The sequence below is a fragment of the Tahibacter amnicola genome, from assembly GCF_025398735.1.
GTDB lineage: Bacteria > Pseudomonadota > Gammaproteobacteria > Xanthomonadales > Rhodanobacteraceae > Tahibacter > Tahibacter amnicola.
The window spans coordinates 1,687,991-1,709,997 of the sequence record NZ_CP104694.1 but is presented as its reverse complement, the minus strand read 5'-3'; the positions used below and the strand labels follow the sequence as shown (position 1 = coordinate 1,709,997).

General features: G+C 66.5%; 16 protein-coding genes. 11 read left to right on the top strand and 5 right to left on the bottom strand.

Annotated features, from left to right (window positions below):
- Positions 1 to 151: 151 nt before the first annotated feature.
- The 3 genes from N4264_RS07105 (at position 152) to N4264_RS07095 (ending at position 2,420) form a co-directional block, all read left to right on the top strand.
- Positions 152 to 805 carry a hypothetical protein gene (locus N4264_RS07105; RefSeq protein ID WP_261696366.1) on the top strand — a complete coding sequence of 218 codons (654 nt, stop codon included), beginning with the start codon at positions 152 to 154 and terminating at the stop codon, positions 803 to 805.
- 230 nt (positions 806 to 1,035) lie between these two features.
- A complete protein-coding gene (locus N4264_RS07100; RefSeq protein WP_261696365.1) occupies positions 1,036 to 1,545 on the top strand; it encodes a flavodoxin family protein in 510 nt (169 codons plus the stop codon).
- Positions 1,546 to 2,057: 512 nt separating this feature from the next.
- Positions 2,058 to 2,420 (top strand): DUF1428 domain-containing protein, encoded by a 363-nt coding sequence (locus tag N4264_RS07095; protein ID WP_261696364.1) that lies wholly within the window; start codon positions 2,058 to 2,060, stop codon positions 2,418 to 2,420.
- Positions 2,421 to 2,469: 49 nt separating this feature from the next.
- Here the strand turns inward: N4264_RS07095 and recQ are convergent, their stop codons facing one another.
- Positions 2,470 to 4,284, bottom strand: coding sequence for a DNA helicase RecQ (gene recQ, locus N4264_RS07090; RefSeq protein WP_261696363.1), 1,815 nt, complete (start codon positions 4,282 to 4,284; stop codon positions 2,470 to 2,472).
- 219 nt (positions 4,285 to 4,503) lie between these two features.
- On the opposite strand from recQ, the gene N4264_RS07085 reads away from it, so the two are divergent.
- The 8 genes from N4264_RS07085 to N4264_RS07050 all read left to right on the top strand — a co-directional run bounded on the left by N4264_RS07085 (position 4,504) and on the right by N4264_RS07050 (position 14,209).
- A complete protein-coding gene (locus tag N4264_RS07085) occupies positions 4,504 to 6,201 on the top strand; it encodes a M64 family metallopeptidase (RefSeq protein ID WP_261696362.1) in 1,698 nt (565 codons plus the stop codon).
- Between the two features lie 88 nt (positions 6,202 to 6,289).
- Positions 6,290 to 6,754: an LEA/WHy family protein gene (locus tag N4264_RS07080; RefSeq protein ID WP_261696361.1), complete on the top strand. Its 465-nt coding sequence runs from the start codon at positions 6,290 to 6,292 to the stop codon at positions 6,752 to 6,754.
- Positions 6,755 to 6,770: 16 nt separating this feature from the next.
- Entirely contained in the window at positions 6,771 to 8,555 is a 1,785-nt protein-coding gene (locus N4264_RS07075) for an acyl-CoA dehydrogenase C-terminal domain-containing protein (protein ID WP_261696360.1), read from the top strand.
- A 164-nt stretch (positions 8,556 to 8,719) separates the two neighbouring features.
- The gene (locus N4264_RS07070) at positions 8,720 to 9,199 is read left to right on the top strand and encodes a GNAT family N-acetyltransferase (RefSeq protein WP_261696359.1); all 480 of its coding nucleotides are present in this window, start codon (positions 8,720 to 8,722) and stop codon (positions 9,197 to 9,199) included.
- Positions 9,200 to 9,423: 224 nt separating this feature from the next.
- Positions 9,424 to 10,350 carry a right-handed parallel beta-helix repeat-containing protein gene (locus N4264_RS07065; protein ID WP_261696358.1) on the top strand — a complete coding sequence of 309 codons (927 nt, stop codon included), beginning with the start codon at positions 9,424 to 9,426 and terminating at the stop codon, positions 10,348 to 10,350.
- A 172-nt stretch (positions 10,351 to 10,522) separates the two neighbouring features.
- Complete coding sequence (locus N4264_RS07060) at positions 10,523 to 11,116, top strand: HNH endonuclease (protein ID WP_261696357.1); 594 nt, start codon at positions 10,523 to 10,525, stop codon at positions 11,114 to 11,116.
- Positions 11,117 to 11,262: 146 nt separating this feature from the next.
- Complete coding sequence (gene dxs, locus N4264_RS07055; RefSeq protein ID WP_261696356.1) at positions 11,263 to 13,161, top strand: 1-deoxy-D-xylulose-5-phosphate synthase; 1,899 nt, start codon at positions 11,263 to 11,265, stop codon at positions 13,159 to 13,161.
- A gap of 55 nt (positions 13,162 to 13,216) precedes the next feature.
- Positions 13,217 to 14,209 carry a hypothetical protein gene (locus tag N4264_RS07050; RefSeq protein WP_261696355.1) on the top strand — a complete coding sequence of 331 codons (993 nt, stop codon included), beginning with the start codon at positions 13,217 to 13,219 and terminating at the stop codon, positions 14,207 to 14,209.
- A 6-nt stretch (positions 14,210 to 14,215) separates the two neighbouring features.
- Here N4264_RS07050 and N4264_RS07045 read toward each other — a convergent pair whose 3' ends face one another.
- The 4 genes from N4264_RS07045 to N4264_RS07030 all read right to left on the bottom strand — a co-directional run bounded on the left by N4264_RS07045 (position 14,216) and on the right by N4264_RS07030 (position 21,983).
- Positions 14,216 to 14,908, bottom strand: coding sequence for a hypothetical protein (locus N4264_RS07045; protein WP_261696354.1), 693 nt, complete (start codon positions 14,906 to 14,908; stop codon positions 14,216 to 14,218).
- A 62-nt stretch (positions 14,909 to 14,970) separates the two neighbouring features.
- Positions 14,971 to 16,335, bottom strand: a complete 1,365-nt coding sequence (locus tag N4264_RS07040; RefSeq protein ID WP_261696353.1) for an NHL repeat-containing protein — start codon at positions 16,333 to 16,335, stop codon at positions 14,971 to 14,973.
- A gap of 502 nt (positions 16,336 to 16,837) precedes the next feature.
- Complete coding sequence (prmC, locus tag N4264_RS07035) at positions 16,838 to 17,683, bottom strand: peptide chain release factor N(5)-glutamine methyltransferase (protein ID WP_425508314.1); 846 nt, start codon at positions 17,681 to 17,683, stop codon at positions 16,838 to 16,840.
- A gap of 28 nt (positions 17,684 to 17,711) precedes the next feature.
- Positions 17,712 to 21,983 carry a hypothetical protein gene (locus N4264_RS07030; RefSeq protein ID WP_261696352.1) on the bottom strand — a complete coding sequence of 1,424 codons (4,272 nt, stop codon included), beginning with the start codon at positions 21,981 to 21,983 and terminating at the stop codon, positions 17,712 to 17,714.
- Positions 21,984 to 22,007: the final 24 nt, after the last annotated feature.

Sequence of the window (22,007 nt, the reverse complement as noted above, 5' to 3'; positions counted from 1 at the left end):
ATGTAGCGGCGCCGCGTCTCACGGGCTGAGACGTGCCCTTCGGGCCCGCCATGAATCCTTTTGCGACAAATCCGCCGCGGAATCGGCCAATCCGCATGCGGGTCGCTGTGCTACCGTGCGCCGCACGACCAACATGCCGGGGGGAAGAGTCGTGCAGAAAGCTGCGCGTGTGCCGTTGCCACTGAAGCTGGCGTTCACGGCCTTCATGATGGTGATGGTGCCGTTCTACTGGAAGGCCTACGGGCCGACCAATTTCCTGTATTTCTGCGACGTGGCCATGTTCCTGACACTGGCCGCCGTATGGACCGAATCGCCGCTGCTGGCCTCGCTGCCGGCCGTGGGCCTGATCATTCCGCAGATCGTATGGTGCGTCGATTTCCTGGCGACCCTGGTCGGCGCGCCGCTGCTCGGCATGACGGCCTACATGTTCAACCCGTCCATCCCCCTGTTTGCGCGGGGGCTGTCCTCGTTCCACGCCTGGTTGCCATTCGTGCTGCTGTTTCTGGTGGCACGCCTGGGCTACGACCGCCGCGCCCTGTTCGGCTGGACCGCCATCGCCTGGGTACTGATGGCGATTGCCCGCCTGCTCCTGCCGGCACCGCCGCCAGACCCGGCCAATCCGAACGCGCCGGTGAACGTGAACTACGTCTACGGATTCAGCGACCAGGCCGCGCAGAACTTCATGCCCGACTGGGCCTGGCTGACCGTGTTGTATGTCGGTTTGCCGCTGCTGGTCTTCCTGCCCACGCACCTGCTACTGAATCGGTGGCGCGGCACGCGGGCGCCGGTGCCGGCCTTCGCCTGAGCCCGCCGCATGCCGCAGCGGCCGCCGTGCCGTTGCGGCTCCGCCTGAAAAGCGGGCTCGACAGCGATCAACGGCGATGAATTGACCGCCATCAACGACACGCGCGTAAAGAGGGCGCAGGATTGCACCAGCGCGGACAGCCCGTGCGCACTCCGGTCACGCCGGGCGACGTATCATCCTGAACGGACCCGGGGCGACGCGCGGGCACCGACGCACCCGGGAGCATGCGCATGGCCGATATCCTCGTCGTGTACTTCAGCCGTTCCGGCGCGACCCGGCATGTCGCCGAAGACCTTGCGCGCCGGCTCGAGGCCGACTGCGTGCCGATCGAGCCGCTCGTGCCTTACCGCGGATTCTTCGGGCTCGTCCGCGCGCTGTACCACGCCGTGCGCCAGATGGCGGCGCCCATTGCGGAAGTGACCGCACCACTGCCTGATTACCAGCTCGTCGTCATCGGCACCCCCGTGTGGGCAGGCCATGTTTCGCCACCGGTACGGCAATTCCTGCGCGATCACGGCCATCGCTGCCAGCGCACGGCCATCTTCTGCACGCTGATCGGTTCCGGCGCTGCCCAAGCCTTCGCTGATATGCGCGCGCTGATTCCGGCACCACCGCTGGCGACGCTTGCCATCAATGCCAGCACCCTGCACAGCGACCTGCACCTGGTTTCCGCTGGACAGTTCGTCACCACTATCCACCAGCAGCAGCACCAGTGGCCAGCCAGCACAACGCCGCAGTGAGCCTGCACGGAAGACGCGCGGATACCAGGACCGGATCATCGGGGTGGGGAGAGGCCACCGGTCCTGCTATCCGCGCGTTGTAAACCGTGTCGGCACCTTCCCTGGCACCCCTGCTCTCGCACACCGCATCAACATCCACCACGGGGGAGACGACGGGCCTGCGCGGACTCCGTCGTGGGAGAAAGGCTACGCGCACACACTGTGGTGTGCATTGACGCTGGTCAATTCCGTGACGTGTCGCCGACATGCGGCGCGGTTGTGAAGTCCCCCTGGCGTTAACGCCTCCATCACCCGTGTTCGGACTGCTGGAAAGTGTATGGACCACGACAATCTTTCGCTTGCATGCCTTCTGCGAACCGACAGCCCCGGCTGGCACCGGTTTGCCAACAGGGCACGTCTGTTCCACCATGGCGGCTGGACGCTTGCCGATGTGGCGTTTTCGCACTGTGCACTTCCATCGGACAAGCCATGGCGACGCGGCCGCCTGTCGCCGCGCGGTTTGAGGAGAACGCATGAGCTACGTCGATGGATTTGTTCTGCCGGTACCCAAGGCCAACCTGGCCGAATACAAGAAGATGGCGCGCAAGGCCGGGAAAATCTGGCGTGAGCACGGCGCGCTGCACTACGTCGAGTGCGCCGCGGACGACGTCAAGCCCGGCAAGTGGACCTCATTCCCCCAGTCGGTGAAACTCAAGGAAGGCGAGATCGTGTTCTTTTCGTGGATTGTGTACAAATCTCGAAAGGACCGGGACCGCGTCATGAAACTCGTGATGGCGGATCCGCGCCTGAAGGACATGATGGATCCGAAGAAGCTGCCGTTCGACGGCAAGCGCATGTTCTTCGGCGGCTTCAAGCCGGTGATCGACCTGTCCTGACGCATGACCCGCGGAAGCGCCGCTCCGGCGGCGTTTCCGTGCAGCGCCTTCAATCGGCGGTCAGCACCGCCAGAAAGGCTTCGCCGTAGCGTTCGAGCTTGGTCGTGCCCACGCCACTGATTCCCGCCAGTTCGCGCATCGACATCGGGTGTTCACGCAGCATGTCGAGCAAGGTGGCATCCGGAAAAATGATGTAGGCAGGCACGTTCTGCTCTTTTGCCAGGCGCGAGCGCACGGCACGCAGCGCATCCCACAGCGGCTGTTCCTCGGCCGTGATCGCCAGGCTGTTGCGGGCGCGCTCCGGCTTTGCCCCACGACGGGCAGCACGGCGCTCGCTGCGGTCGGCCTCGTGGCGCATGAGGACGCGACGTTCTCCCTTGAGCACGGGACGGCTCGCCTCGGTCAGGCGAAGTGTGCCGAAGCCTTCGTTGTCGGCTTCCAGGAAACCCGCGGCGACGAGCTGGCGGAAAACGCCACGCCACTGATGATCATCCAGTTCGCGACCAATGCCGAAGACGCTCAAGCGATGGTGCCCCAGATCTTCCACCCGCGAGGTGGATTCACCCCGCAGTACCGCACTCACATGCGCCACGCCGAAGCGCTGGCCGGTGCGGTAGACCGCTGACAGGGCTTTGCGGGCGGCATCCGTCGCGTCCCAGGTTTTCGGCGGCGACTGGCAATTGTCGCAATTTCCACAGGGCTGCTCGCGTTGCTCGTCGAAATAGTTGAGCAGCACCTGCCGGCGGCAGCGGATCGCCTCGGCGAAGCCCAGCAGGGATTCGAGCTTCGCACGCTCGACGCGCTTGCGGTCTTCGCCCGACTCGGATTGCGCGATCATCTGACTCATCGTGACGACATCGCCAAGCCCGAAGCACATCCAGGCCTCGGCCGGCAATCCGTCACGCCCGGCACGACCGGTCTCCTGGTAATAGCCTTCCATGCTCTTGGGCAGATCCAGGTGCGCGACGAAGCGGACGTCGGGCTTGTCGATACCCATGCCGAAGGCGATGGTCGCCACCATCACGATGCCATCCTCGCGCAGGAAGCGCTGCTGGTTGGCAGTGCGGTCCGTCACGTCCATGCCGGCGTGGTAGGACAAGGCGTCGATGCCCTCACCTGCCAGCCACGCGGCCGTCTCGTCCACCTTCTTGCGCGACAGGCAATACACGATGCCCGATTCACCCCGGTGCCGGGCGAGGAAGTCAGCGAGCTGGCGGCGCGCATTGTCTTTCTGCACGACCACGTAGCGGATATTCGGCCGGTCGAAGCTGGCGATGAACTGACGCGCCTGTTCCAGCCCGAGCCGCTCGATGATTTCGCGCCGCGTCGGCGCATCGGCCGTCGCAGTCAGGGCCATGCGCGGCACGTCGGGGAACCGTTCGTGCAGCAGATTCAGCCCGCGGTATTCGGGCCGGAAATCGTGCCCCCATTGCGAAACGCAGTGCGCTTCGTCGATGGCAAACAGCGACAGCGGCACGCGCCCGAGCAGGTCCAGCATGCGTTCGCCCAACAGGCGCTCGGGCGCCACGTAGAGCAGTTTCAATTCACCGGCCAGGAAGCGCCGCTCGACCTCGCGCTGGTGCGCGGCCGATTGCGACGAATTGAGGTAAGCCGCACTGACGCCCAGCTGTGTCAGCGCGTCGACCTGGTCCTGCATCAGGGCAATCAGCGGCGACACCACGATTGCCGTGCCCGGCCGCACCAGCGCCGGAATCTGGTAGCACAGGGACTTGCCGCCGCCGGTTGGCATCAGGACCAGGCAGTCACCGCCCTGGCTGGCATATTCCACAATCGCTTGCTGGGAGCCGCGGAACTGGGCGTAGCCGAAAACGCGGTTGAGTTGCTGTAGGCATTCGGAAGTCATCCGGCGAATGCTAGCGGACTACGCGCCCGGCCGCTTCGGGATTCGTCCGGACGACGCCTCGGAATTCCCCGATTCCTGTCACGCGGCAACGCAGCTGGATCCGCTCCGCGATGGTGCGCCGCCGGCACGAATGTCCACCGCTGGACGCTTGTGTGTCCTCCCACCGCCCCGCATGCTTGGGATTCGGGCACTCAATCTTGGCTATCGGGAGATAGGGCGATGTTTGGTGTTGCGAAGCGTGGAGTGTGGGCTGCCGTCGCATTGCTGGGCGGCAGCGGAACGGCGCTGGCCGTACCCGGCCACTATGTGGTTTTCAGCCTGGATGGGGCGGGTGCTCCCAGGCCGGTCTATTACACGGAAGTGGACCTGGCGATGGAGGCGACGGACGCGGACGCGATGAGTCCCGCCAGGGCCGGCCGTCTCGACGACACCATTGCGCTGCGTACGGTCGGCGACAAGGGCCGGGGACCGCTGCAGCAGATTCCGTTGATCCGCACGGTACGCGGCGAGTTCGCGCGCGATCCTGAGCGCGGCGACCATCACATTGACGCATTCGCCGTGCCGAACGAGAAGGCCGCGTTCGTCGTGCGCGTGCCGATCGAGGGCGCGCGCGCGATCGAACTGGATTACGCGGGCAAGCACAGCACCTTCGACCTGGATGCCCTGCGCGGCGAAGCCTCGCGTCTGCCGCTGGCGACCAGGGCACCGGCCGTGACGCTGCGCCAGGTGGGACTGACCGGCAACCCGGCCAATCGCGTCGACATCCTGGTTCTGGGCGATGGCTACACGGCCGCCGAACAGAGCACCTTCGATGCGCATACCGCCACATTCCGCACCAAGTTCTTCGACGTGTCGCCGTACAAGGAATACGAAAGCTTCGTGAACTGGACGACGGGTTTCGTGGCCTCGGCCGAATCCGGCGCGGACCATCCGCAGTACCAGGCTGGTTGCACCACTGCCAGCTGTTGCGGCGACAGCGCGGCGGCAACGGATCCGCGCAACGGAATGATGGTCAACACGGCATTCGATGCCCAGTTCTGCTACTACCAGATCCATCGCCTGCTGGTGGTGAATGCCTCCAAGCTTCTCGCCGCCGCCGCGGCCTATCCGAACTGGGACAAGATTGCCGTCACGGTCAACGACCCGGTGTACGGCGGCTCGGGCGGCCAATATCCGGTGAGTTCCGCGCACGCATCGGCAAACCTGATCTTCCTGCACGAGTACGGGCATTCGTTCCACTACCTGGCCGACGAATATTCCACGCCCTATCCCGGCTTCCCCGCGTGCAGCGACCTGGGCGGCGGCTCCCCGTGCGAGGCCAACGTCACTGACCAGACCACGGCCGGGCAGGTGAAATGGGCCACCTGGTTCACCTCGGGCAACCCGATCCCTACCCCGGCCGGCACCGCCGGCACTGGCCTGTTCCAGGGGGCCCGCTACCAGACCAGCGGCATGTACCGCCCCACCGATACCCAGTGCCTGATGCGCTCGCTGGGCACCACGTTCTGTCCGGTCTGCCGGCAGGAGTACATCCTGCAGCTCTACCGCGGCCAGTTCGGTGTACCTGCCAACGGCATAGACCTGATCGAGCCGGGCACGGAAACACCGTCGCCAGCCGCACCAGTGAGTTACGTGCCCGGCAGCACGGTCGTGTTCCAGGCCACCCTGCTCAGTCCCACGATCGGCGGCCTGACGGCGCAGTGGTTCCTGGACGGCATGGCGGTCGGCGCCCCCAACCAGCCGACCTATTCCTTCACCCAGGCCGGCAGTACTCCCGCCTCGCGCAGCCTGGAATTGCGGGTGACCGACACCACCAGCCTGGTGAGCCCGGTCATGAGCCAGGGGCTGACGGTCCATTCGCGCACCTGGACCATTCAGGTCGGCAATGATCTGATCTTCCGCAACGGCTTCCAGTGAGCCTTCCGGGGACGGCGCCGCGGCGGCGCCGTCCTTGTTGATTCGAAGCCGGACCGTCTACTATTCAAACGATCGTTTGAGGGAACCGATGAAACGCGCCATCCGCTTTGCCAGTCCCGTCGTTCTCAGCCTTCTCGTCAGTGCCTGCGGCGGCGGCCCGGTCCGCCGGATCAACCCGCCTTCGGCCAGCATCCAGCAGTTGTCCGTGCAGGCGGACGGCCGCTGGCAGCTTGAGCTGCGCCTGCAGAACTACAGCACGGTGCCGATGACCTTTACGGCCGTCGACCTGGACCTGGCGATCGAAGGGCACAAGGCCGGCAAATTGTCGGTGTCGCCGGGCGTGGAGGTGCCGGGTGAGTCGGCGGACGTCGTCACGGTCCTGCACAGCCCACCGGCCGGCGCCGAGAAAATCCTGGCGGTAGCAGCGCGCGACGGCAACGTCGGCTACACGCTGCGCGGCGGCATCACCACCCGGGAACCCGACAAGCGATTTGATCTCGACCAGGCCAGCCAGCTGTCGCCGGTGCCGGGTCGACCCGACACGTACCGATAACCGCAAAGGGTTTTCAATGAGCAAGTACGCCGCACCCCTGAAAGACATGCGTTTTGCGCTCTACGACGTACTCGGCGTCGAGGCACTGTTTGCCCGGCTGCCCGGCGGCGATTCGGCAACGCGCGATCTCGTCGACGCCGTGCTGGACGAGGCAGCGCGATTCACGGGACAGGTGCTTGCTCCGCTCAACCAGACCGGCGACCAGGAAGGCTGCCACTTCGAAGCCGGCCAGGTGCGCACGCCCAAGGGCTTCAAGGAAGCCTACGCGCAATTCGCCGAGGGCGGCTGGAATGCCCTGACGGCGCCGGAGGCCTACGGCGGCCAGCATATGCCGGAAACCGTCGGCGCCGTGGTCAAGGAGATGATCGACTCGGCGAACCTGTCCTGGGGCAACTACCCGCTGCTGTCGCACGGTGCCACGGAAGCCCTCAAGCAGCACGGCGAGGAATGGCAGCGCGAGGTGTTCCTTGCGCCGATCATCGCCGGCCGCTGGACCGGCACGATGTGCCTCACCGAGCCACACTGCGGTACCGACCTGGGACTGCTCAAGACCAAGGCAGAACCCGCTGCGGACGGCACGTTCCGGGTGACTGGCACCAAGATCTTCATTACGGCCGGCGAGCACGACTTCACCGACAACATCGTCCACTTGGTGCTGGCGCGCCTGCCGGACGCGCCTCCGGGCACCAAGGGCATTTCGCTGTTTATCGTGCCCAAGTTCAAGGTCGCCCGGGACGGCACCCAGGGCGAGCGCAATTCGCTTGCCTGCGGTTCGATCGAGCACAAGATGGGCATCAAGGCTTCCGCCACCTGCGTGATGAATTTCGACGGCGCCGAGGGTTACCTGATCGGCCAGCCGAACAAGGGCCTGACGGCGATGTTCACGATGATGAACACCGCGCGCATCGCCGTGGGCTACCAGGGCCTGGGCCTCATCGAGCGGGCCTACCAGAACGCCCTGGCCTATGCGCGCGATCGCCTGCAGATGCGCGCCCTGTCCGGACCGAAGGCGCCGCAGAAACCGGCCGACCCCCTCATCGTGCATCCGGATATCCGCCGCATGCTGCTCACCCAGAAGGCCTTCGCCGAAGGTGGCCGCGTGCTGGGTTACTACGCCGCCACCCTCGTCGATGTGATCGAACGCAGCGCGGATCCGGCCGAGCGCCAGCGCGCGGACGAACTGCTGGGTTTCATCACGCCGATCGTCAAGGCCATGCTGACCGAGGCCGCGCAGGAGTGCACCTACAACGCGCTGCAGGTGTTCGGCGGCCACGGCTATATCGCCGAGTGGGGCATGGAACAGCTGGCCCGCGATGCGCGCATCACGACGATCTACGAGGGCACCACGCAGATCCAGGCGCTGGACCTGCTCGGCCGCAAGATCCTGCAGCTGCAGGGCGCCGGCCTGCGCCACTTCGTCGAGGAAATCAGTGCGTTCTGCCACGCGCAACAGGCCAACGGCGAGGTGGTGGAATTCATCAAGCCGCTGGCCGAGCTGACACAGGAATGGATCGGCCTGACCCAGGAGATCGGCAAGAAGGCGATGACCGAGCCGGAGGAAATGGGTGCGGCGGCCGTCGACTACCTGTTCTACGCCGGCTACATCACCCTGGCCTACTTCTGGGCCCGCAGCGTGGCCGCCGCCGACGCTTCCAGCCATCCGGATGATTTCAAGCAGGCCAAGCGGCATACGGCGCGCTTCTATTACTCGCGCATCCTGCCGCGGACGCGCGCCCACCTGACCGCGATCCGGGCCGGCGCCGACAGCCTCATGGCCATGCCGGACGCCCTGTTCGGCTGACCAGGACACCGGGCCGGCCAGGCCGGCCCGGAGCCGTCTTCGGGCAACGACCAATTGCTGACGGGGGGCTGGCGAAGCAGCCGTCGCTTCCGCTAACTTGGACGCCGCCGCCAGCCCGGCCCGTCCGGCCGGCGGCCAGCCGCCCAATGCGTACAAAGGTAAATATGGACACTGAGTCGGGTATCCATATCCGTCTCGCCGACGCCGGCGATGACGATTTCATTCTCAGCCTGGTCGACCGCTTCGTCGACTTTGATCTTCCGCGCTGGCGCCGTCGCGGCGAAACAGCGGAGGGGATACGGCGCGACATTGCGCGCCACCTGCGTGAACAGCCCGGCGGATCTCACTTGTTCGTGGCCGAAGACGATGACGGCGATCGCGTGGGATTCCTGCACTTGCAGATCACCACCGACTTCTTCACCGGCGGCTCCAACTGCCACATTTCGGACCTGGTGACCGCGCCCAGTCACGACGGCAAAGGGGTCGGCAGCGCGCTGATCGCGTATGCCGAGCGATTCGCCCGTGATCACCACTGCCGTTTCGTCACGCTGGCCGTGTTCGAAGGCAACAAGCGGGCTCGTGAGCTGTACGAGCGCCGCGGCTTCGGCACCGAAATCCTGCGCATGGCCAAGCCGGTGAAGTAACCGTACGGCGGTCATTTGCGACAACGCGGTCGGTGGCGATCATCGGGCGTAGCAGACTGGGGCGGATCTGCCCCAACTGTGCTGCGCGTCACACTCGGGTATACAATGCCCGGGCCCCGGGCGTCGCCGCACCGACTCGCCTGCACTGTGCGGCACTCCCAGCCGCCTCCCCGCTGAGTCGACGTCGCCGTCCGCGCGGTCTTATCAATCAATCGGGGACATCCATGACATCTTTCAACCGCATCGGCCGTAGCATCGCAGCCCTCGCGCTGACCTGCCTGTTCGCATCGAATGCCTACGCCCAGGCCACCCGAACCTGGGTATCCGGTGTCGGCGACGACGCCAACCCGTGCAGCCGCACCGCACCCTGCAAGACATTCGCAGGTGCGATTTCCAAGACCGCCGCCTCGGGCATCATCAGCGTGCTCGATTCGGCCGGATTCGGCGCGGTCACCATCACCAAGTCCATCACCATCGAGAATGATGGCTCGATCGGCGGCATCCTCAACGCCGGCTCCAACGGCGTGATCATCAATGCCGCGTCGACCGACCGCGTGGTGCTGCGGGGACTGAGCATCGACGGCCATACCAGCGGTCTCAACGGTATCCGTTTCCTCGCCGGCAGCAGCCTGACCGTGGAGCGCTGCGTGATCAACGGCGGCATCCAGAAGGGTATCGATTTCGCACCGTCCACGGCCAACGCCAGCCTGGTGGTCACCGACAGCCAGATCCACAATGCCCGCGACGTGGTCAATGGCGGCGCCATCAATATCGCGCCGACCGGCGGCGGCAGCGCCGTGGTGCTGCTCGACAACGTGCAGATGACCCGCAGCCAGTTCGGACTGAAGGCCGCCGCGCCCAGCAAGGTCACGGTGCGCAACTCCGTCTCGTCCAATCACGACATCTTCGGCTTCCAGGCCACCGGTAACGGCGCCGTGATGGTGCTGGACAACGTCACCGCCAGTGGCAACAACGGCGCCGCGGTGTCGACCCTGAGCTCGGGCATCGCGATGATTTCGCGCTCGCTGTTCGTCAACAACGCGATCGGCCTGACCAATCTCGGCGGCCAGATCCAGACCTTCGGCGACAACCGCAACTTCAACAACACCACGCCGGGCGCTCCGACGGGTGCCGTCACGCCACAACAGTAATCGCCACTTGCTTCCCCCAGGGGGCCGCGTCGCGGCCCCTTTTCCGGGCGCAGGCCCGGGCGCGGCGCCAATCGCACATTGCCTACCTGTTTTCCGCTATGCTGCCCTTCAATCAGGGAGTTACGGCGGCTAGGACGCCCGTTTCATCGCCAAGGCGTGAACGGAGGACGGAATGCTCGGCGCTATCCGAACTGATGGCGATATTCATTCGACGCGGGTCCTGTCGCTCGACTCGACCGGTCGCATTCTCGACTGGATGAGTTGGCAGGACGCAGTCTGCCTCTATGTCCGCGGCGCCGTCGCCTGGACCCTGGGCGACCCCTGTCTGACCATCCACGGCGGCACGAGCCGCGACACCGGCCTGCAGAGCCTTCTGCAGCTTCACCCGATCGTCGCCAGTCGCGGCCACGCCCGTCCAGGTGCCTACGAGCCAGCGCCCGCCCTGACCAACGCCGCGCTGTTCGCCCGCGACCGCTACCTGTGCATGTACTGCGGGCAGCACTTCCACAAATCGCACCTGACCCGCGACCACGTCCTGCCCCTGTCCAAACGTGGCCGGGATGAATGGGAAAACGTCGTCTGCGCCTGCCTGCACTGCAACGTGCGCAAGGGCAGCCGGACCCCCCAGCAGGCGGGAATGCCGCTGCTGGCCGTGCCGTACCGTCCAAGCTGGGTCGAGCACCTGATCCTGTCCAACCGCAACATCCTGGCCGACCAGATGGAGTTCCTGGTCGGGCACCTGCCCAAGCACCGGCGCCCCAGCTGAGCCGCCCCCCGGGCGCCCGGAAACGCGGTCGCTGCGACGTTTTGCCCGCCCGCCGGCCGGCTTTGCCCGCGTCAAGCCCGGCCCGCTTCCTTGCCCAGACAGGATCGGTGGCCGAAAATAGCGTCCTGACGTCTGGATCCCACGCAATGATCGACCCTGAGCGCTACCCGCGCCTCGCCCGAATCGACTCGCCCTCCGACCTGCGCCGTTTCACCGATGCGGACCTCCCCGAGGTCGCCCGGGAACTGCGCGAATACCTGGTCGAATCCGTCGCCACCTCCGGCGGCCATTTCGGCGCCGGTCTTGGCGTGATCGAGCTGACCGTCGCCCTGCACTATCTCTTCCAGACACCGGAAGACCGGCTGGTGTGGGACGTGGGGCACCAGTGCTACCCCCACAAGATCCTCACCGGTCGCCGCGACCGCATCACCACGGTCAAGAAAAAGGACGGCCTGGCGCCGTTTCCGCGGCGCGAGGAAAGTGAATTCGACACCTTCGGCGTCGGTCATTCCTCCACCTCGGTATCGGCCGCGCTCGGCATGGCCATCGCGGCCCAGCGCAAGGGGGATCCACGCAAGGTCGTCGCGGTGATCGGCGACGGCGCTGCCACGGCGGGCATGGTCTTCGAGGCCATGAACCACGGCGGCGATGTCGAACCGGACATGCTGGTCGTGCTCAACGACAATGGCATGTCGATCAGTGAGAACGTCGGCGCGATGAGCAAGATGCTGGCGCGGCTGATGTCCAGCCGCCGCCTGAACCAGCTGCGTGACCGCGCCAAGCGCGCCATGCCTCGCGGCTCGTTCATCTGGCGCTTCTTCAAGCGCTGGGAGGAGCACGCCAAGGGCATGTTCGTCCCCTCTACCCTGTTCGAGGAACTCGGCTTCCACTACACCGGCCCGATCGACGGCCACGACATGCCTGCCCTGCTGCATGCACTGCGTACCGTGAAGGAGCTGCGTGGCCCGCAGCTGCTGCATGTGGTGACCACCAAGGGCAAGGGCTACGCCCCCGCCGAACGCGAGCAGATCGAGTACCACGCGGTCGGCCCGTTCGACCCGGTCAAGGGCCTGATCAAGAAGGCGCCCGGCAAGCCGACCTATACCGACGTCTTCGGCCAGTGGCTGTGCGACATGGCGGCGGCCGACGAGCGGCTGTACGGCATCACGCCGGCGATGCGCGAAGGATCGGGGTTGGTGCGCTTCTCCCAGGAATATCCGCAGCGCTATTTCGACGTCGCCATCGCCGAGCAACACGCGGTGACCCTGGCCGCCGGCATGGCCTGCGAGGGCGCAAAGCCCGTGGTCGCGATCTATTCGACCTTCCTGCAGCGCGCCTACGACCAGCTGATCCACGATGTGGCGATCCAGAATCTCGACGTGACCTTCGCCATCGACCGCGCCGGCGTGGTCGGCCCGGACGGCGCCACCCACGCGGGAAGCTTCGACCTGTCGTTCCTGCGCTGCATCCCGAACATGGTCGTCATGGCGCCGGCCGATGAAAACGAGTGCCGCGCCATGCTGACCACGGGCTTCCGCTACGAGGGGCCGGCGGCGATCCGCTACCCGCGCGGTACCGGTCCGGGTGCGGCCATCGATGAAAACCTCGTCACGCTGCCAATCGGCAAGGCACAGGTCCGCCTCGAGGGGCGCGGCCTCGCTCTGCTGTCCTTCGGCAGCACCCTCGCCGCTGCAGAACCCGTCGCGCGCGAGCTGGGTGCGACGCTGGTGAACATGCGATTCGTCAAGCCGCTGGACGAGGAACTGCTGCGCCAGCTCGCGCGCACCCACGATGGTTTCGTCACGCTCGAAGACAACGCCGTCATGGGTGGCGCCGGCGCCGCGGTGGCCGAGTGCCTCGCCCGGGAGGGGATTGTCCGTCCGATCCTGCACCTGGGTCTTCCCGACGTGTTCCTCGATCACGACAGCCGGGAACAATTGCTCAGCCTGTGCGGCCTGGACACGCCCGGTATCCGCAAGGCCGTGCTGGCGCGCTTCCCGGGCGCCGCGCCGGCGGCGGGTGCTGCGCTACGCAGCGCCGTGTAACGCGACGGGTCGCCGCGCAGCGGGCGCGGTGACCGGCCCACGGCTGCGGAGGCCCATGAAACAGTTCCTCGCGCGTCTCTTCGGCCGGTCTGGCGCGGACCGGCCGGATCCCTACCCCCTGGTCGTCCGTGCCCCGGACACCTTGCCGTCGCTCGCCTGGCGGCCCGAGGCGAGCCTGCCCATTCCCGACTGGCGTGCCGTTCCGGGAATCGACACCGGGGAACTCCCGGCCGGTTTCTGGGATGCCGCGGCCACTGCCTGGCTGCAGGTCCTGGGGGCACGGCTCGGTCCGGCCTACCAGATCCGTCGATCCGAGGGCTTCCGGCTGCTGTCCACTCTCGATGCACGCAGCGCGCAACACATCCTGGCCTGCTGCGAGCGCTCGCAGCGTCGCCTGCTGCGCGTGCTGGACGGTCTTGCCCGCAGGGACGAATCCCGGCCCGTCATCGTGATGATCTTCGACACCATCGATGAGTACTACGACTACGTCGGCAACTACTATCCCGACGAAGGCGAGTTCGCGATGTCGGCCGGCATGTTCATCCAGCACGGCTACGGACACTTCGTATTCTTCGGGCGCCGGTTCGACGACATGGAACACACCATCGTCCACGAGCTCACCCATTGCCTGCTCGCGCACCAGGGCCTGCCCCGCTGGGTTGACGAAGGCCTTGCGGTAAAGATGGAAAAAACTTTTTATCCCACCCTGGATACACCGTCTGCGCAGCTCTACAGTCGGGCCGAAATGGACGCACGTCATGCCGCCTACTGGAACGCCCGGACGATCCAGGCGTTCTGGTCGGGCGATGCCTTCCTGCACCCGGATGAGGGCAGCGCGCTGGCCTACGACCTGTGCGAACGCATGACCGGCGTCCTCGTGCAGGACGCGCAGCGATTCACGGCATTCGTCGAAGCCGCAACGTGCGAGGACGCCGGCGCGGATGCCGCCCTGACCGTGTTCGATATCCGCCTCGGCGCGCTGGCTGCGGCCATTCTGGGGCCGGGCGACTGGGAGCCCGTTGCCATGCTCGCACCGGAAGCCGGCTGACCTGTCCTATCCGCCGCGGGCCTGGCGCCAGCGGAAGTGCCGGTTCGCAGCGACGATATCGGGATACGCAACGACATCGACCAGGTGCTCGGATGCCAGCGTCGTGACGTAGTCGAAGCGCCCCCCTTCCTGGTGTTCCGCATCCGGGTCCCGCGGCACCAGATACCCGTCAAATCGCTGCTGCGGCCATCGATCTTTCAACGCCGGATACAGCCACGGATTGCACGCCAGCGTGTCGACGATGTCGTGCAGGTCCATGGCAGCGAGAATACCGCCGAGCACCCGCCCGCTGCCCTGGCGAAGATGGGCCGCTGCCCAGTCCCGGGCCGTATCCGCGTCACCGTCGAGCAGGATATTCATTGCCGACGGCATGCACTCGACGTCAAACGCCAGCGCGTGCGCAATGGCAGATTCAAACGTGCGTCGCGCGGTGAGCCAGGTCCTTCGGCCCGGTCCGCGGGCCTTCAGCCCGTCGCGAAAATCCAGGGGACTGCGGCGCGCACAGAATCGCACCTGGCCGAGCTTTCCGTGAATCAGGAACACCTCCGGCCGGCGCGCCTGGGAAACCGCATCGGCGGGGGTTTCTACCGTCGAAATTCCGGTGCACGAATACACCTCGCACACGACCGGACCGTCGGAGGCCACCAGCGCCAGCAGCGTCGGGAAGGCGTCGAACGTCCACAGCTTGATCGTGGCCATGCGCCGCATGGTACGACGGCTGCCTGCAGCACGCAGCGCAGCCGTCGACCCGCCCCCAGCAGCTAGTCGAAGGAGTCGCCGAAGATGTCCTCCGGCGCCAGCAGGCGCGATGCGAAGGCGTTACGCTGGGCATTCGTGCAGTCGGTCGAATGCACGCCGGCAAGCACCGGCCGCCCACGCCAGTTGCTGAAGCGCACCGGATTTTGCAGCGTCGGCGCTCCATTGGCGCAGGGCGTTTCGGTCCGATAGGCAAACTGAACCCGGCCGTTGTTGCCGAACTGTACGTCGACCCTGTCCTCCGCCGCCGTCGCGCCCAGCTGGACGACGGCCGCATAGGTCGCCAGATTGAATTCACCGGCAAGATCGCCAATCGGCGAACCTTGCAGAACACGGTCGCCGCCGATCGGAATCGCCACGCCCGCGCCGGGGAAGGGTGACAGGGTCGGCGTGCCGGTGGTCATCGGGCTGACTGACGGCAGCGCAACAAACGTCGTTCCCGTATCGCGCACCACCAACAGCCGGGGGCGATACGCGCCGCCGGGTTCGCTCTGGGGAACGTACTTGGCGGCGATGATCATGATGCCGCTGGGCAGGATACGGCCACCATCGACGACGTAGTTGCCGTCGCTGGCGACGAAGGTCTGCAGAACATCCCCCGTCAGCGCATCCACGACCGCGCGGAACCATGACGAGACCGGCAGGCCCGTCGGGTTCCCGCCGCCGAAAAGCCAGAGTTTTCCGTCGAGTGCCATGCCCGCGGCCGTCGCGTAGTTGGGCGTGGTACCCGCAAGGGTGAGATAGGTACGGGCGAAAATCAGCGTGCCGTCCGCGGTGAACCGGGCCAGCCCCGGCCGGGAACCGCCGTCCGCCAGAAAGACGCGCAGCGACACCAGGATCGAGCCACCGGGTTCAATATTGAGTCCAAGCGGAAATTCCAGGTCGCCCAGCCCGGCCGTATGCGTATCCATGTCCACCGTGACGTAGCCGCTTCCGGCCCCAAATCCCGCATCGAGCGTCCCGTCGGGCATCAGGCGGGTGAGCTGGAAGTTCCTGTCGTTGCCGACACCGGGTACCTGGCGCAGCACGAGGATACGTCCGTCGGCCATGCAGGCCCCCTGCGCCCCTTCGTCATTGCTCAGCGGCACCGTCACGGTGGTGAAACCGTCCCCGGAAAAGTGGGTGTCCAGGTTGCCGTCGGGAAGTACGCGAAACAGGGCCAGGCTGGTATTGCCTTGCTGCACGACCACGTTGAGGTTTCCGTCCGGTGCGGCACAGGCGGCCAGGCCGATGTGCTTGTAGTTGGTCGGAACAGATGGATCACGCAGGCTGGCAATACCGCGTTCGCCGAAACGGCGATCGAGGCCGGCGTTCTGCGCAAGCGCAGTAGCCGACAGAAACAGGACAGCCAACAGGAAGAGCCGGTGCATCGTAGAAAATCCTCGGGTATAGGCGCACGCCGTGTCTGGTGGCCCATGCGAGGAACAGGGAAGAATCTTTCGGTCCTCTGAGATCATTTCCTGGTGCGCTTCCGTCCTGGCGGGCGCACAAAAAAAGCCCCCGCACTCGGGCGGGGGCTACTGGCACATCCGTGGGCAGCGACCGTAGCCGCCAGCCCGTTAGGTTTCCGCCGCGCCTGCCTCCCGGCTGTCGCTGTGCAATGGAGCGCGAAAACAGCTCCGTGGCGGAGGGCCACACCAGCCATGTGGCCTGGAGCGTATGTTCCGGATTCGAAGGAGGGATGTCCGAGAGGTGCTGGCCAGTTGCCAGGCGATCCATCGCACAGGGGATGTGCGAACCCGGTCACACTTTGGCACCCCACTCCGCGCGGTTGCCCGGCTTCCGGGCGACGGCAGGATGAAAACGGGCGCAAAGCGGTCGATCACCGCGGACGATAACCGATCGGGCAGCACGGGCCAGCCCGACTTCCGTCTAGCCGGCGTCCGCCGGCCAGGATCCACCGCTGACGCGGTCGCGCTGCTCGATATCCTTCCATGTCGCGACGTCGCAAAAGCCGGAACGGCGTAGCACTTCGCGCACGGCGTCACCCTGGTCGTACCCATGTTCGAGCAGCACCCACCCGTTGGGATGCAGGTGCCTGCCGGCGTCAGCGCAGATCTGGCGGATATCGTCCAGTCCATCCGGACCCGACGCCAACGCGGTGATCGGTTCGTGCCGCAGGTCTCCCTGGGACAGGTGCGGATCTGCCGCGGCGATGTACGGCGGATTGGAGACGATGCCGTGGAAACGCGCATCGCCCAGGGCCAGGCCCCAGTTGCCCTGGGCAAAGTCGACATTGCGAATGCCGTTCGTCGACGCATTGCGTCGCGCGACCGACAAGGCGTCCCTGCTCTGGTCCGTCGCCAATACCCGCGCCTGCGGCCGCTCGCTGGCAATCGCAAGCGCAATGGCGCCCGTGCCGGTGCCAAGGTCCGCAATATCCACGTGTGTGTGAAGTGGAATCCGGGACAAGGCCAATTCGACCAGCAATTCGGTTTCCGGTCGCGGGATCAGGGTCGCCGGCGTGACTTCCAGCGACAGGGTCCAGAACTCGCGCCGCCCCAGGATGTAGGCCACCGGCTCGCCCGCCGCACGGCGGGCCAGCAGGTTTTCGAAGTGGCACAGCACGTCCTCGTCGAGCGCGTCATCGCCGTGCGCATAGAGCCACACGCGCGGCTTGCCCAGCGCGTGCAGCAACAACAGTTCCGCCTCGCGGGCGGCGCTGTCACCGGCAAGGGTGGCAGCGCCGCGGCGCAGCGCCGAACGAACGTCGGTCACTGCGGATTCCGCACGCACCGGTGCGCCATCATGGCGTCGCATCACCCGACGGCGCCGGTGATTCAGGTGCGACTGGCGTCTCTTCGACATGCCGCGGCGGCTTGGGCAACGGTGCCGGACGACTGCGCCAGTAGCCACCGTTCGACCAGGCGTTGAAGGCCCAGCGCAGCCAGCGCGTGAGCGCATAGGCCATCCACAGCGCCCAGGCGAGCATGGCCACGCGGAACAGCCAGATCGGCAGGGTCAATGCCCCTGCTCCCGGCAAAATCCCCTCGCTCTGGTCGGCAAACCAGCGCAGGCTGCGCGCCCACGATCCATTGCCCGTGACGCTCATGTCCGGATCGCCGAGCAGTCCCGTCCACACGCCGCCCACCGCACAGACCAGCGCGATCACGGTGAGGAAGGCCAGGCCCACCTGGGCCAGGTTGAACAGTGCGCCGGATACCGGCTGATTGCGCGAACGCCAATCCATCGCGAACAGCCAGGCGGCCACGAGCGCGAGTGCAAACCAGGACGCCGTGGAAAAACCCCATCCCAGCAGCAGCCAATGCCACAGCGTCAGCGGCGTACGCCGCGTGCGCGCCAGGCCGAAGGCCAGCAGGGCCATCACGACCAGCTCGCCCCAGTACAACACAGCCGGCCCCATCTTCGGGCCCCAGGTAAACAGCACCCAGCGGTCGTCCGGCAGAGTCAGCGCCAGCCGGACATTGGCCGAAGGCAGGCCCAGGTCGAAGGTCGGCGTGCGCGAGCGCAGACCCATTTCCTGGGCCTGCCGCACGGTGATGCGATAGCGTTTCACGCCCGGGGACAGTGGCAGACTCAGGCGGTTGTCACGCGGCTGCAGATTGACCACCGCTCCGTCCATCGTCACCGACAGCAGCTCGGAACCGGCAGGAAGGCCAATGCCGTGCTCGCCGCCCTGGGTGCCACGCAGAACCAGTTCCAGCGTCGAATCCACGGCCCGTCGGCCGGCGGCTGTCTGTAACGTCACTTCGTCGATCGCCACGCTCTTGCCGGCAACCGCCTCGGGACGCGTCAACGTGACGGTCAGCTTCTCTTCGGGTAGCGGATGGAACTCGTGCACCCATTGGTCAGTGCTGTGCGCCACCGGCGACTGGGGCAGGCCGGCAAATTCGCCGTGCCAGGTGGGGCTGAGCACAACCTTCCAGACCTCCGCCCGGTCGCCCAGCGTCGGTGCCGCCAACGTGACCGCATCGCGACGGGACAGCGTACTCTCCCACGCCACGCTGCTGCTGTCGGCATCAAACGACGCAATGACCTTGCCGTTTTCCACCTTGGTGTCCGGCGTGGTGACCTGTTCGCCTTCCACCAGCGGCACCGACACCGAGAAGCCGCCCTCGCTGGGCGCCAGGCGCCACACGCGGGTGGAAACACGCCATTCCAGGTCAATCACCAGGGTACGTTCAATCCGCACGTAGGGCGGAAACTGCTGCGCGACGCCGCGCGCAGGTCCCGCGGCGGCCGTGCGCTCGCGGTTGAGGGTCAGGGTGTCGCCCAGCAGGCGGTTCTCGCTCACGCCGTCGGCCTGCCACCCTCCCAGGTCCAGCCGGACGTGTGCCGGAGGCAGCGGAAAGCTCAGCGAGATCTGGTCCGACTCGACGACGGCATAGCGCGCCCACACCCGGTGCACGCCGCGCGGCACCGCAATGAGCGCGTGCCCCTCGTGATTGGCAACGTGTTCCAGCGGCTGGCCGTCGATGCGCAGCTCGGCCAGCGCCAGGCTGCGGTCGCCGCCCGGGAACGGCACCGCAATCCGCTCGCCCGCGTGAATCTCAAGTGCCAGTTCCAGGGAGTCGTCGCTGGCCTTGACGTCGGCGCGCGCCGCGAATCCGCAGCCGGGCGCGCATCGGGGTGCTTCGGTCAGACGTTCGCGCAGTTGTTGAAGCAGCGCATCGTTGGGAATCTCCTGCGCCCGCGCCGGCACCGGCGCGAACAGGCTGGCACCCAGCGCCAGCGCCATGGCCAGGGACGCCGACGCTGCCGCCACTGGCGTTCCCGTCCGACGGATACCCGCGAACAGTCGCCGTGCCAGCGTGGCGATGGTCCAGGCCAGCAGCAGCACCATGATCACGCGCAGCGGCCGCACCACCCAGGGCGGTGCAATCACCAGGCGCACCTTCTGTTCCGGCAACACCGGGCCGCTCCAGGTCAGGCTGTACACTTGTCCATAGTTCCATGACGGCTCGCCGCGGCCGGCCTGGATGACGGTGTTCTTGGCATAGCGCTGGACGGGCATGGCCTTCGGCTTGGCCATCCGCGTCTGCACGGATGAACCTACCGCCTCGGCAGCACGCCGAATGCGGCTGCCGGTCACCTCGACCTTGTCCAGGGACTGGTCTCCCTTGGCTTGCGGCACGCCTTCGGCGACCGGCGCTGGTGGAGCGGCCGGAGCAGGCGGCGGAGCCGGAACGGACATCGGCGTGGCCTCTTCCTCGGCGTACTGCTGGACAGGCGCATCCATCGGTATGCCAGCGGCCATCGGCGCTTCAGCCTGGTTGGCCAGCATGCCCATCAGTTGATCGGCCACCGGCACGGCGGCTACATAGCCCCGTTCCAGTTGTGGATAAAGCGCATAACGCAGCTGCGCCGCCGCGAACGGCAGGCTGATCAGCGCCAGCATCACCAGGCAGAGGCGGCCCAGGAGCGTGGCGGTGTTCTGCAGTCGTCCCACCGGCAGCGCCCGTGCGAGCAAGGTCAACATGGCGGCGCCGAGCAGTGTCCAGATCGGCGAACCGTATTCGTGATACCCGAAAACAAGATAGCCCAGCCCGATGGCCGCCCCGACCCAGCCGAGCAGCCGGCCGATCAGCAGGGCTACGATCGCCACCAGGAAGACGTCAAGCAACGTCCACCGCGAGATCCAGCTGCCGCGGGCCTGGTCAGCACCGGGCGCAGCCAGCAGGCGGTACCCGTTCGGCAGGCGCAGGCTCCAGGAGATGGCATCGAACGACTGCTCCCATCCGGCAACCGGCAACTCGCCGCCACCCTTGGCGATGCGCACGCCCGCCTGCATGTCCACATTGACCTGGCGCAGCTCCACGCCGGTGCGTTCACCGCCCTTTGCCGGACGCGTGACCAGCAAGCCTGCGCCACCGGATTCGGCACGTTCCAGCAAATAGGGGGCAGCCACATCCATGCGCCAGTCACGCCGCAGGGTGCCCTGGACCGTGTCCTTGGCATACATCGCGGCACCATCGAACTGCATCCACACCTGCCGCGACAGGGTCAGCCGGTTGGCATTGTCCTCGGACAGGCCGCGGGAACGCTCTTCCAGCGTCAAGGCCGTGTCCGCATTCATGGCGAAGGCCGGCAAGCCGCGCCACTCGCCGGGCACCCCCGACTGCGCCGGATCAATCGGCTGGTCGCTGCTGGCGCCCACGACACGGCGCCAGTTTTCGGCCTGGAAACTCCATACCTCCTGGGCCGGCCAGGGGTCCTGGGTCGCAGGGCGCGTCACCTGCGTCAGCGGTGCGGTGGCGCGCGATTGCAGCACCACCTGGCGCGTGCCCGGCTGCACCTGCAGGTGCAACTGCCCTTCGCTGTCCAGGCGCGCCGGAATATCGCCGGTAAGGGACGTCGCGACGAAACCAGCCGGCAAGGCGGGCCCCACGGTCTCCTCGCGAGCCTGGCCGGAAACCTTCAGCACCAGCCGCGTTTCCAATTGCGCCGGCAGGGAATCGGTCAGCTTGCGGAAAACCTCGACCGACATGGCGTCCGCCTCGGGTTCGGCCACTTCACCGCGGCCCAGAGTGAGCGATTCGCCCTGGCGTTCCAGTGGCGTGACTACCTTGCCGTCGACGCGCAACTCGACCAGCGCGACCGTTTCCGGCACTTCCAGCTGCTGCGGGCGCTGCACCCAGTGAATACGGCCCTTGATCGCATAGGTGCCGGCGGCGAGGTGCACCATCGGCTGGTCATCGTGATTGAGGACCGGGACGGGCTGGCCATTGGCCTGCACATCCTGCGGCCAGTAGTCCTCGGACCCGGGCATGGCCACCCAGGCCGGCGCCTCCACGCGCCACTGCTGGGCGAAATCAACGCCATCAGCCCGGGCATCCAGGGTGAGTTTGCCGGGCCAGGCGCAGTGCGTGGCACTCATCGCTTCGCCCGGGATGGTGATCATCGGGCAGGCGTAGTGCTCCCACCCCTTCATCACCCAGCCGCGCCAGTCGCGCAGCACCGGCGGTATCGACTCCGGAGGAAGTTCCCTCGGCGGTGCTTGCGCCTGGACCGACACACTCAGCAAAACGGCGGATAGCAGCAATGCGAGACGACGCATGACGAACTCCCTGGTCATGGCAAA

Coding starts and splice junctions, on each gene's coding strand:
- recQ (WP_261696363.1), bottom strand. CDS start 4,284: ATGACTTCCGAATGCCTACAGCAACTCAACCGCGTTTTCGGCTACGCC.
- N4264_RS07045 (WP_261696354.1), bottom strand. CDS start 14,908: ATGGCCACGATCAAGCTGTGGACGTTCGACGCCTTCCCGACGCTGCTG.
- N4264_RS07085 (WP_261696362.1), top strand. CDS start 4,504: ATGTTTGGTGTTGCGAAGCGTGGAGTGTGGGCTGCCGTCGCATTGCTG.
- N4264_RS07070 (WP_261696359.1), top strand. CDS start 8,720: ATGGACACTGAGTCGGGTATCCATATCCGTCTCGCCGACGCCGGCGAT.
- N4264_RS07100 (WP_261696365.1), top strand. CDS start 1,036: ATGGCCGATATCCTCGTCGTGTACTTCAGCCGTTCCGGCGCGACCCGG.
- N4264_RS07080 (WP_261696361.1), top strand. CDS start 6,290: ATGAAACGCGCCATCCGCTTTGCCAGTCCCGTCGTTCTCAGCCTTCTC.
- N4264_RS07050 (WP_261696355.1), top strand. CDS start 13,217: ATGAAACAGTTCCTCGCGCGTCTCTTCGGCCGGTCTGGCGCGGACCGG.
- N4264_RS07075 (WP_261696360.1), top strand. CDS start 6,771: ATGAGCAAGTACGCCGCACCCCTGAAAGACATGCGTTTTGCGCTCTAC.
- N4264_RS07040 (WP_261696353.1), bottom strand. CDS start 16,335: ATGCACCGGCTCTTCCTGTTGGCTGTCCTGTTTCTGTCGGCTACTGCG.
- N4264_RS07060 (WP_261696357.1), top strand. CDS start 10,523: ATGCTCGGCGCTATCCGAACTGATGGCGATATTCATTCGACGCGGGTC.
- N4264_RS07095 (WP_261696364.1), top strand. CDS start 2,058: ATGAGCTACGTCGATGGATTTGTTCTGCCGGTACCCAAGGCCAACCTG.
- N4264_RS07030 (WP_261696352.1), bottom strand. CDS start 21,983: ATGCGTCGTCTCGCATTGCTGCTATCCGCCGTTTTGCTGAGTGTGTCG.
- N4264_RS07065 (WP_261696358.1), top strand. CDS start 9,424: ATGACATCTTTCAACCGCATCGGCCGTAGCATCGCAGCCCTCGCGCTG.
- dxs (WP_261696356.1), top strand. CDS start 11,263: ATGATCGACCCTGAGCGCTACCCGCGCCTCGCCCGAATCGACTCGCCC.